15 protein-coding genes are annotated in these 10,894 nt (G+C 40.7%); 4 read left to right on the top strand and 11 right to left on the bottom strand.

Annotated elements, in window-relative coordinates; genetic code table 11:
• Window positions 1–113 precede the first annotated feature (113 nt).
• Both DCC82_RS07120 and DCC82_RS07115 read right to left on the bottom strand, forming a co-directional pair.
• Entirely contained in the window at window positions 114–1,325 is a 1,212-nt protein-coding gene (locus tag DCC82_RS07120; RefSeq protein WP_108430293.1) for an FtsW/RodA/SpoVE family cell cycle protein, read from the bottom strand.
• Window positions 1,326–1,476: 151 nt separating this feature from the next.
• Window positions 1,477–1,770 (bottom strand): Fpa/YlaN family protein, encoded by a 294-nt coding sequence (locus tag DCC82_RS07115; protein ID WP_015863316.1) that lies wholly within the window; start codon window positions 1,768–1,770, stop codon window positions 1,477–1,479.
• A 240-nt stretch (window positions 1,771–2,010) separates the two neighbouring features.
• Between DCC82_RS07115 and DCC82_RS07110 the strand changes: the two genes are divergently transcribed.
• Window positions 2,011–2,523 carry a hypothetical protein gene (locus DCC82_RS07110; protein WP_015863315.1) on the top strand — a complete coding sequence of 171 codons (513 nt, stop codon included), beginning with the start codon at window positions 2,011–2,013 and terminating at the stop codon, window positions 2,521–2,523.
• Window positions 2,524–2,560: 37 nt separating this feature from the next.
• On the opposite strand, the gene DCC82_RS07105 is transcribed toward DCC82_RS07110, so the two are convergent.
• Window positions 2,561–3,892, bottom strand: a complete 1,332-nt coding sequence (locus DCC82_RS07105) for a PhoH family protein (RefSeq protein WP_062678295.1) — start codon at window positions 3,890–3,892, stop codon at window positions 2,561–2,563.
• A gap of 135 nt (window positions 3,893–4,027) precedes the next feature.
• On the opposite strand from DCC82_RS07105, the gene DCC82_RS07100 reads away from it, so the two are divergent.
• Window positions 4,028–4,627, top strand: a complete 600-nt coding sequence (locus DCC82_RS07100; protein WP_015863314.1) for a YhcN/YlaJ family sporulation lipoprotein — start codon at window positions 4,028–4,030, stop codon at window positions 4,625–4,627.
• 36 nt (window positions 4,628–4,663) lie between these two features.
• Here DCC82_RS07100 and DCC82_RS07095 read toward each other — a convergent pair whose 3' ends face one another.
• Window positions 4,664–5,119 (bottom strand): pyridoxamine 5'-phosphate oxidase family protein, encoded by a 456-nt coding sequence (locus DCC82_RS07095; RefSeq protein WP_015863313.1) that lies wholly within the window; start codon window positions 5,117–5,119, stop codon window positions 4,664–4,666.
• Window positions 5,120–5,234: 115 nt separating this feature from the next.
• On the opposite strand from DCC82_RS07095, the gene DCC82_RS07090 reads away from it, so the two are divergent.
• Window positions 5,235–5,435, top strand: coding sequence for a YlaI family protein (locus tag DCC82_RS07090; RefSeq protein ID WP_015863312.1), 201 nt, complete (start codon window positions 5,235–5,237; stop codon window positions 5,433–5,435).
• Window positions 5,436–5,487: 52 nt separating this feature from the next.
• Here the strand turns inward: DCC82_RS07090 and DCC82_RS07085 are convergent, their stop codons facing one another.
• The 3 genes from DCC82_RS07085 to typA are packed head-to-tail and all read right to left on the bottom strand — an operon-like array spanning window position 5,488 to window position 7,955.
• Window positions 5,488–5,772, bottom strand: coding sequence for a hypothetical protein (locus DCC82_RS07085; protein WP_081189625.1), 285 nt, complete (start codon window positions 5,770–5,772; stop codon window positions 5,488–5,490).
• Window positions 5,773–5,784: 12 nt separating this feature from the next.
• Entirely contained in the window at window positions 5,785–6,102 is a 318-nt protein-coding gene (locus tag DCC82_RS07080; protein ID WP_041269843.1) for a YlaH-like family protein, read from the bottom strand.
• A gap of 11 nt (window positions 6,103–6,113) precedes the next feature.
• Window positions 6,114–7,955 carry a translational GTPase TypA gene (gene typA, locus DCC82_RS07075; protein ID WP_015863309.1) on the bottom strand — a complete coding sequence of 614 codons (1,842 nt, stop codon included), beginning with the start codon at window positions 7,953–7,955 and terminating at the stop codon, window positions 6,114–6,116.
• A gap of 119 nt (window positions 7,956–8,074) precedes the next feature.
• On the opposite strand from typA, the gene DCC82_RS07070 reads away from it, so the two are divergent.
• Entirely contained in the window at window positions 8,075–8,260 is a 186-nt protein-coding gene (locus DCC82_RS07070; protein ID WP_015863308.1) for a DUF5325 family protein, read from the top strand.
• Window positions 8,261–8,291: 31 nt separating this feature from the next.
• Here the strand turns inward: DCC82_RS07070 and DCC82_RS07065 are convergent, their stop codons facing one another.
• From DCC82_RS07065 to DCC82_RS07050, 4 genes are all read right to left on the bottom strand, one after another.
• Window positions 8,292–9,086: an inositol monophosphatase family protein gene (locus DCC82_RS07065; protein WP_015863307.1), complete on the bottom strand. Its 795-nt coding sequence runs from the start codon at window positions 9,084–9,086 to the stop codon at window positions 8,292–8,294.
• A gap of 132 nt (window positions 9,087–9,218) precedes the next feature.
• Entirely contained in the window at window positions 9,219–9,407 is a 189-nt protein-coding gene (locus DCC82_RS07060; protein ID WP_062678296.1) for a hypothetical protein, read from the bottom strand.
• 147 nt (window positions 9,408–9,554) lie between these two features.
• Window positions 9,555–9,827, bottom strand: coding sequence for a UPF0223 family protein (locus DCC82_RS07055; RefSeq protein WP_015863305.1), 273 nt, complete (start codon window positions 9,825–9,827; stop codon window positions 9,555–9,557).
• Window positions 9,828–9,844: 17 nt separating this feature from the next.
• Window positions 9,845–10,804 (bottom strand): NAD(P)H-dependent flavin oxidoreductase, encoded by a 960-nt coding sequence (locus DCC82_RS07050; protein WP_015863304.1) that lies wholly within the window; start codon window positions 10,802–10,804, stop codon window positions 9,845–9,847.
• Window positions 10,805–10,894 lie beyond the last annotated feature (90 nt).

Genomic DNA, 10,894 nt, shown 5'->3' with positions numbered 1-10,894 from the left:
CCCTGCATCATACCAAGAGGGCTTTTTTTGATCAAGTCCCCGGAAAAGCTCCTAACGGGAATGCTCCTTTCTAATAAAACTATAATGGTTTTCCCTTTTTGTAAATATCTTTTCTAAAAAGTCAGACCTCTTTCTTGCAATTTTTTCACGTTTTTTCCCTTTCGTTTATAACTTTGTTCGTATTTCGTAAACATCGATACATTGACAAGCACTCCAAGGGAGGTCATAAATATCATGAGCGAGGAACCTCCATAACTAACAAGCGGCAATGGAACTCCAGTAATTGGTATCACTCCTGTCACACCACCAACATTAATAAACGTTTGAATGCCAATCATGGCAGAAATTCCGATCGCAAGAAGACTGCCAAACGCGTCATTGCATTTTCTCGCAATCCATAATCCTCTTAGCACAATAAAAGCTAAAATGCCTAATGTAAATGTTACCCCAAAAAGCCCTAGTTCTTCGGCAATAATGGACATAATAAAATCGGTGTGCGACTCAGGTAAATAGCCATATTTTTGAATGCTTTTTCCAAGCCCTAATCCTTTTATTCCTCCTAATCCAATTGCCAAATAGGAATTAACAAGCTGAAAACCTTCGTCATTGGCATATTTAAACGGATCTAAAAAACTATAAATCCGTGACATTCGCTCTTCTGAAAAAATTTTATCACCGAAAAGAGGAAAAATAATTGGAGACGCCAATGCAATAACAAGGATAAAAAATAACAACTGCTTAAACAATAAGCGAAGTCTCAATCCTGACGAAAAAATTAAACAAGCAGCGATCGCCATTACAATCATCGCCGTACCAAAATCAGGCTGAATGGCGATTAAAAAACAAATAAATAACGTATAGTAAATTGGAAATAAATTACTTTTCACAGGTTCTGCCAACCTTTTTTGTTTGTTCGCAAATACCGCTGCCAAGTAAACAATTAATCCCAGTTTCACAAGCTCCGCCGGTTGCAAGCTTAACGCCCCGATTCGAAACCAGCTTGTTGCGTTATTTGCGGTATGACCTAGAAAAGCAACTGCTGTTAGCATCAGCGGCGATCCAAAAAAGATCACTTTTACCAATTTTTCATTCGCCCATACTTTATACGGGACAATAAGCGTAACGAAAAAACAAATAAATGATACAATGAGCCATAACTTTTGCCGCTGATAAAAATAGTCGCTTGGCACTTCAAAGCGGATAACGGCGGAAATCATGCTTGAACTATATACCATAATCAATCCAAATAGCGAAAGCATAACGACTGCAATAATAAGCGGATAATCGTAACATTTCATAATCTTTTTGATTAATTCCTTATCCATCATTCCTCTTCCTTATTCGCTAGTATAGATGTTTAATCATGATGAATAGTTATTATATTAAAATGATTCGTATTCAAACATTGTTTTCCTTCTAAAAAACAGAAAAACTCAAACGATTGCACCTTTCAACCGTTTGAGTTAGCATTTATTTTTATCGTACGCGCTTTTTTGTCACAGCCTCATGAAGCGCCGAAAGTTCCCGCTCTAATCGGTCAAGCAGCGCCTTCCCTTCCTTCTCATCCACAAGCCCGAGACGGACCGCAAAATCAATCTCCCGCGATAAACCAAACATTTGTGTATCAAGTACTTCTTCATAGAGTGGACATTTTGGCATTGTCAAGTTATCCATTTGTACTTGAATGAGTTTTACAATTTTATCCGCGTCTGCTTGAAGAAGCGCGTACGCTTTTTCACGATAGTTAATGGCATCATCTGTCACATCCATCCCTCCGTTCTCCCCTAATCCTTCTTTAAATCTTAACGTGAAATACACAATTTTGCAAGTTGAAACACTTGTCAGCGCTTATAACAAACAAATACAATATACGCCAAGTGAAGCCTCATTTATGCAATGACCACCCGGCTTTGGCGAAAAAAGAGACACATCCAGACACCTAACGCATGACAAACTATCCATTAACCATTATACTAAAAACAGCAGCTGATGTAGAGGAGAGGATGGAAAATGAGCGATATTATTCTGATAACAGGGAATGTAAAATTTACGATCACACTCGATCCAGGGGTATGGATTTTTGATGACCGCAAAATAGATTTGAACACATATTTCTTGAAACCATCTCATGAACAACTTCAAAACGAGCAACAGGAAGAAGAAGAGGAAATCAAAAAACTATCTGCTTTTTGGGATCGGGAAATTCAAGAAGGTGCCGTTTTTCCACCGACATTGAAGACAGAAAAACGTTACTTAAAAGAAAAAATTATTACAGGAACATTTGCAATGCCGCTTGCTCCATTTTTGCAAAATGCCGAACCGCTCCCGGATGCAAAGGAACTGACCATTGTGACTGAACATAATGAAGTAACCGTTTCGCTCGAACAAGCTTATAAGGCAATTCTCGGCTTTTCCAAAGATGGAAAACCGTTAAGAGAAGATGGGCCAGTTCATTTTTATTTTGGCGATGGTTCCAATCGCAAAACACCAATTACTCATATACGCCGCTTCATTGTCCGTTAACGCTGGATGTCCTAAAGACGGGACATCCAGCTTTTTTTTACAATATATCAGCAGCAAGCTGCGCTAATGCGGAACGCTCTCCTTTTACAAGACGGACATGCCCGGCAATTTTTTGATCTTTAAATTTTTCAACGACGTATGTTAATCCATTATTATATTCGTCCAAATACGGATGATCAATCTGTTCCGGATCTCCCATTAAAATGATTTTACTTTTCTCACCAGCTCGCGTTAAAATTGTTTTTACTTCATGTTTCGTTAAATTTTGCGCCTCATCAATGATGATAAACTGCTCCGGCAGGCTGCGTCCGCGTATATATGTGAGCGCTTCTACTTCAATCGAGCTCATTCCTGCTAAAATCGCATCCAACTCCCCCGTTTTTTTTGTATTAAACAAATACTCCAAATTATCAAAAATAGGTTGCATCCATGGGCGCAATTTTTCTTCTTTTTCCCCAGGCAAAAAACCAATATCTTTTCCCATTGGAACGATTGGCCTCGCAATGAGCAGCTTTTTATACGTACGCAAATCTTCCGTCTGCATCAATCCTGCGGCAAGAGCAAGAAGTGTTTTTCCTGTGCCTGCTTTGCCAATCAATGTCACAAGCTGTATATCATCACGCATAAGCAGTTCAAACGCCATCGTCTGTTGTACGTTGCGCGGGCGAATTCCCCATATATGTTCATAGTGAAACGAAAGTTTTTGGACTTTTTTGCCGCTATGGTCGACAATACCGAGTGCGGAAGCGGAGCCGCCAAAAGCATCTTTCATAATAATAAATTGATTTGGGTAAAATGGATGATTGGCAATATCCGCTAAAACGAGTTCCCTCTTTTCATAAAACCGCTGCAAATGCTCGGTTCCTATGTATAGCTCGAGAAACCCAGTGTAAATATGATCAATATCGACGACACGGTCGCTTAAAAAGTCTTCTGCTTGCAGCCCAATTGCATCTGCCTTCACTCGGACAAGTGCATCCTTGCTTACTAAAATAACGGAACGGCCGTTTTCCTTTGCTTGTTCCTCGAGAGATAAGTTTTTGGCAACTGCTAAAATGCGATTATCATTCGTCTTTTCTACGAAAATTTCTTGAAGCTGATGAAATGAACGATGATTTAATTCAATGCGCAACACTCCGCCGTTTTCAAGTGGGATTTTTTCATGTAGTTTTCCATTTTCACGAAGACGATCGATAAGCTTGGATACTTGCCGCGCGTTTCTCCCTACTTCATCCATATATCGCTTTTTCGAATCGACTTCTTCTAACACAACCGCTGGAATGACAACTTCATTATCTTCAAACGAGAAGATGGAATACGGATCTTGTAATAGGACATTCGTATCTAACACATATATTTTTTCTCCCAAAATTCCGCGCCCCCCCTATTTTACATTTTTTTATATTTGGACGGGATCGTTGTTATATAAGATATGAGGAAATGTATAAAGATAGAAGAATGATGACAAAATAAAATAAAAAATTAAGATAGAGGTGTAAAAGGAATGAACTGGAGACGATATTTGCTTATAGCGATATGTATTGGTTTATTAGGTGGGTGCAATATAGGAAATGACGAAGCGGGGCGCGATGCGGATCGCTCGCTTGTCCGTGTACGAAATACGGTTGATGAAAAAGTAACGAATAAATCCGGACAAGAAATTGCCCATCGTCTAGCGAATTTAGCTAAGCGCGTTCCAAACGTAAACGATGCTACCGCTCTTGTTGTCGGAAAATACGCGATCGTTGGTATCGATATTGATGCAAATATCGACGCTTCACGTGTCGGCACAATTAAATATTCCGTCGCCGAAACGTTGCAAAAAGATCCGTATGGAGCAAATTCAATCATCATTGCCGACCCCGATTTATACACTCGGTTAAAAAATATTGTCAATCAAGTTGATAATGGGCGTCCTGTTCAAGCATTTATGAACGAAATCGCGGATATCGTCGGACGCGTCATGCCGGAAGTTCCGAGCGATTTGTTTGAAACAACGCCACCGGAACCAACCGAACAAAATGATTCGCAATTAAATAAGCGTGAGGAAGAGCAGCTTAATAACCATCAAGAAAAACAGTCCAACGAATATTTAAATAAATAAGTAAGGAGCTTAGCCGTAATTAGCTAAGCTCCTTATTTATGCATTGCGAAGAGCGGTCATTACTTGATTGTCCAGTTTAGCTGCCGCTTGCGCATCGTACGTTTTTTCATATTTTGGTTCTTCTACAATTTTGGAACCGTAAAACATAACATCACGCACTTCACTAATAGTAATATCCACTAATGCCAACTTAAGCGGAACGCCCTCTATTTTCTCTGCTTTAATATGCGCTTTCCCGCTAATCGAGTAGGTTGATTCGTTAGCGATAATATTCACAACAATAGACGGATTATTACGAATGTTTTGGATAATCCGGGAACGATTGTCGACAGCAAAATAAATATGCTCTTCGTTAGGGGCGTAAATCCATGAAATCGCGCTGACATTTGGCCCTCCCGTTTCATGGTCGATAGTCGCTATAGTTACAAAACGTTCTTTTTGTAATGCTTGAAATAACGGTTCCGTTAATGCAGGTTCAACTTTATTTGGCATGATCATCCCTCCTAAGACTATTCTCCGTTTATCATACATTAAAACGGAAAAGTAAAAAACCTTTCAGATTCATGATATAATAAAAAAAAGATTGAATAAAGCGACGAGGTGTACAATGAGAGTCAAATGTGTTCTTTGCGACCGAATTGATACGATCGACGATGAATCATTGCTTGCGAAACGGCTGCGCAACCGTCCTATTCACACATACATGTGCGAGGAATGTTATCATCGGATTGCCGAAAAAACAAAGGCGCGCCTAGCAACCGGAAAATTTCGTATATATCGCTCGAAACTGCCAAACGATGAATGGTAAAAACTTTGCGTAAATCGATAAAAAACGCCGGGGGTAATCACCCGGCGTTTTTTTAGGAAGGATAATTGCGATATTTTTCAGGCGCTTCTTCTATTTGCCTAAGCATCACCTCAATCAATTCCATTGGAAAACGAGCTGATTTTTGCTCTCCGTCTCTCTCATACGCGACGATATACATATCTTCTTTTTTTACTTCCACCTTTGTTATGTTAAAATCGTGCTTTAATATTTCCCTAAAAAAGGCAACGGTTTCTTGCGCTGCTATATCATCTGGACGTGCTTCGGCCACGACATAAATAGTTAACCAATTATAAAGAGCATCTTGCAGCGACTTCATGATTCCACCGCCTTATTTTTGTTCATTTACCTCATGCTTTTTCGATTGATATAGACGAATTTTATAAATCACTAATACGAGAGCCGCAACGACCAACCCTTCCGCGACAGGTAAAAATACCGCAAAAAACGTTAAAATCGTGCAGCCTAATGCTAACAGCACATAAATAATGACATTTTTCAACAATGGCAATTTTTTCGCAAAACCAAGGCGATAAACAATAACCGATAAAATCAATATGGTAATATAAAGAAGCCACATTCCTTGTTCTGGATTTGTATGCACTTTATATAACGAAGCAAAAAAGGTAAGGCGCTCTATAACGTTCACCATCTTCCCCCCTATTTCGCCTGCTTAGCGGCTTTCTTTTTCTTTTCCATTTTTTCTCGCTCGCTTTTGTTCAATATTTTTTTGCGCAGGCGAATCGACTTTGGTGTTACTTCACAATACTCATCATCATTTAAGTATTCCAACGCTTCTTCGAGCGTCATCAAACGCGGCTTTTTCATCGTAACGGTTTGCTCTTTTGTCGAAGAACGGATGTTTGTTACATGTTTTTCTTTACAAATGTTGACGACTAAATCGTTTTCGCGCGTATGCTCGCCAACAATCATTCCTTCGTACACTTCGGTTCCAGGCTCCACAAAAATGGTACCGCGGTCTTCCACTTGCATAATTCCATATGCCGTCGCTTTTCCTGTCTCCATGGAAATTAATACCCCTTGGCGGCGGCCGCCTACCTGTCCGCTTTGTGCCGGCGCATAATGGTCAAATGAATGGTTTAAAATTCCGTATCCGCGTGTCAATGACATAAATTCTGTTCGATAGCCGATTAAACCGCGCGAAGGCACCATAAAGATGAGACGAACTTGTCCGTTTTCGTTATGGATCATATCCACCAGCTCGCCTTTGCGCATACCGATCGATTCCATGATCGCCCCGGTATATTCTTCAGGAATATCAATGATTACCCGTTCGACCGGCTCACAAAGCACTCCGCCGATTTCTTTCATAATGACTTCCGGCTTAGATACTTGCAGTTCATAACCTTCCCGCCGCAAATTTTCAATTAAGATCGATAAATGAAGCTCTCCTCGTCCAGAAACAATCCACGCATCAGGAGAATCAGTGTTTTCCACCCGCAAGCTTACGTCCGTCTCCAATTGAGTGCGCAGGCGTTCTTCCAACTTTCTCGCCGTCACATATTTTCCTTCGCGTCCGGCAAATGGGCTATTATTGACTAAAAACGTCATTTTCAATGTTGGTTCATCAATGCGAAGCGGCGGCAACGCTTCCTGATGATCCAATGGACATACCGTTTCCCCGACGTTAATGTCTTCCATTCCCGCCACTGCAACAATATCTCCTGCTTCTGCTTCCGTGATTTCGATCCTCTTTAAGCCGATAAACCCAAATAATTTTGTTACACGAAACGTTTTGACAGAACCATCTAGTTTCATCAGCGCTACTTGTTGTCCGACTTTCATCGTGCCGCGAAAGATACGGCCAATTCCGATGCGCCCAACGTACTCATTGTAATCAAGCAACGCCACTTGAAATTGCAACGGTTCTTCCCGATTATCAATCGGTGCAGGAATATGCTTAATAATCGTTTCGAACAATGCGGTCATATCCGCTTCTTGTTTGTGAGGGTCCAAACTTGCCGTACCGTTTAATGCTGACGTGTATACAACAGGAAACTCAAGCTGATCTTCCGACGCGCCTAATTCGATAAATAAATCGATGACTTCATCGACCACTTCCTCTGGTCGCGCAAACTCCCGGTCAATTTTATTGATAACGACAATGGGAGTAAGCTGTTGTTCGAGCGCCTTTTTCAGCACAAAACGCGTTTGCGGCATACACCCCTCATACGCGTCAACGACAAGCAAAACACCATCCACAAGCCGCATAATTCGTTCTACTTCCCCGCCGAAATCGGCATGTCCTGGCGTATCTAAAATATTAATGCGCATTCCTTTATAACGAATCGCTGTATTTTTGGCTAAAATGGTAATCCCGCGTTCTCTTTCTAAATCGTTTCGATCTAATGCGCGTTCCTCGACATGTTCATTGGCACGAAACGTTCCCGATTGACGCAGCAATTGATCGACTAACGTTGTTTTACCATGATCAACGTGAGCAATAATGGCAATATTACGAAGATCTTCTCTTCTTGTCAATGTTAGTCACTCCTATACGTAAATTGCTCGTTTATTATATCATAAAGAGGATAGAAAAGCGGTATGTTTTCGTGTAGACTAAAGAAAAACCGATAAACAATATGAAAGAGGGGATTGGGATGAAACAATTTCAGCCTGTATCGTTTCTATTGGCTATATTTGCAGTAATAGCAATCATGGCCATCGGCATTTTTATTGCGGAACAAAGTATGATTGGTATTATTATTTCAATTATCGCTTTATTCATAATTATCGGCATCGGATTTGCCCGAAAAAAACGAATGCGAGAAAAAGGAATGCTTTAAAAACGGGACAACCGAATGATTTGTCCCGTTTTCAGCGATGTATATATTTTTGCAAAATTTCTTCATGCAATCCTGGCTTTGAAACAAATACAGAGTTTTTTGTAAGCAAATTAAGCGGCTCGCCGTATAAATTTGTCACGATGCCACCGACTTCTTGAACAAGCACAAGTCCGCCGGCAAAATCCCACGGCGACAACCTCATCGTAATATATGCATCTAAACGTCCCGCTGCAACGTATGCCATTTCTAACGCAGCCGATCCGTACGAACGCGTTCCCCTCGCATCTTTTACAAGCGGAGCTAATACATTTGGATCAATTCGTTTATTTTCAGTTATCCACGTTGCATTTAAGGAAATAATGGCTTCGGAAACAGATACCGGCTCTAAACGCGCCAGCGGTTGATCATTAAGAAAAGCTCCTTCTCCTTTTCGTGCCGCATATAGTTCATCATGTACGACATCGTATACATACCCAAGAACTCCTACCCCATTTTCAAAAACCCCAATTGAAATGGCAAAGTTTCGTTTTTGATGAATAAAATTCATCGTACCATCAATCGGATCGATAATCCAAACAATCCCTTGAAGCGTTGCAATTTCATCACCGAATCCCTCTTCGCCTAACACGTGATGGTCGGGAAACGTTTTTCTTATTTTTTCAATAAAAAATTGCTCTACTTCGCGGTCCACATTCGTCACTAAATCATTTCGATGTGATTTTGTTTCGATCGTCAACTTTTTATCAAATGTAGCGAGAATTCTTGTTCCCGCTTCCTTTATCCATTGTCGGATACACTCATCTATTTCTTTCCATTTTTCCTGCATATTCATCCTCCTGATTTCTGCAGCGTATGTAATTAGCATATAATACATCGGAATCCCCCGTAAAGAAAAAGAGGTGCCTATATCGCTCAAGAAAAAAACGAACCGTTGGTGTGGTTCGCCTTGAATGTTCTGTTATACTTGAAGGCGCATTAACTCTTGACGTAACTTTTCTAATCTCCGTTTACACTCTTTTTTCTTTTCTTCATCGTTTTCCATCATCGCCTCATAAAGAGTCGCTAATTCATAATCTAATTCAAGACGTAATACCGCTATTCGCTTATCCCCGTCCGCACGCTTTACAGAATTCATTGTTCTTTTCATGAGCATGGGCACCCCTTTCCATATAATCCCCGAAAAACCGTCATATAAATACCCGAATTTTCTGATACTTATTTTGTTTTATATATATTATGTTAGAAAAGGGGGGTATGCAACAAATTTGTGTATTCGTCTACTTTTTTTACCATGTTATTCCATTCTAATCCAATCGCCGTTTTGTGCTTCTTTCGCTTTTTTCATGACGCGATAGGACGAATATCCGCTTGCTTGTTCAAATTCATCACATAGTTTTTTTTCTTCACTTTTACTCGGAACAATTTCTTTAAAGCGACGATAAATGTTCATAAGCTTTTCCCGTTCCATTCCTTTTTCGTAAACAGTTTCAATCGCTTCGAAAAATTTGATAACATCAATAATTTCTTGCGTTGACCAGTCATAAGAAAACGGGTATGAATAATTCATCACCGACACCTCCAGCATTAGTTTGCCCATCTGCGCCGGATTTGTTCCGCCTCGTTAATCATTCGCTCAAACAATTCTGCCACTGTTGGCACATCTTTAATTAATCCCATCACTTGTCCAGCCCATGCAAAACCTTCGTTTATTTTTCCTTCATAAATAAAACGGCGATTCGCTTCCCCACTAATATATTCTTTTAGTTGTTCATATGTCCCGCCTTGTTCTTCTATTTCTAAAATTTTTTTCGTCCATTCATTGGCAATGGCACGACCGGGTGCTCCTAAACTGCGTTTAATCACAACGGTATCATATTCAGAGCCGTTAACAAGCATCTCTTTATAGATCGGATGGGCATGAACACACTCTTTTGTAGCAATAAATCTCGTTCCCATTTCAATTCCTTCTGCGCCAAGCGCTAATGCCGCCATCAACCCGCGGCCGTCTCCGATGCCTCCCGAAGCAATAACAGGGATAGAAACGGATTCCACTACTTTCGGGACAAGAACAAATGTTCCTATATCGTATTTTCCTAAATGACCACCGCCTTCTTGACCCACTACCATGACAGCGTCCGCGCCAAGTTCCTCCGCTTTTACGGCTTGGCGAACAGCGGCAACCAGCACCAGTTTTTTCACGTTTGTTCCTTTTAGCTGTTCAAAAAACGGGGCCGGATTCCCACCTGTGACGGAAACGACTGGCACTCCTTCTTCCAATGCGGCTTCGAGCATATGTTGAAAAGGGCGGCCATGTTGTCCAATCGCAAAGTTCACTCCGAAAGGACGGTCTGTTTTTTCTTTTACTTTGCGAATTTCCTCGCGCAATCGCTCCGGGCTTTCCAGCGACATCGCCGTAATTTGTCCTAAGCCTCCGGCGTTAGAAACCGCGGCTGCTAAATCAGAGTAAGCTAAATAAGCAAGTCCTCCTTGAATAATCGGATATGTAATTCCAAGCAATTCCGTTACTCTTGTTTTCCAAATCATTTTTGTCCCTCCTTTTAATCTATATAAGTTGAATTAAAGATTTACAACTGAACACACAAACGATCGATCGTTTGTTCTGGTTTCTGGTTG

It is taken from the genome of Geobacillus sp. LYN3, from assembly GCF_003064505.1.
Lineage (GTDB): Bacteria > Bacillota > Bacilli > Bacillales > Anoxybacillaceae > Parageobacillus_B > Parageobacillus_B toebii.
The sequence above is the reverse complement of the archived record's forward strand: the minus strand, read 5'-3'. Positions and strand labels throughout refer to the sequence as shown.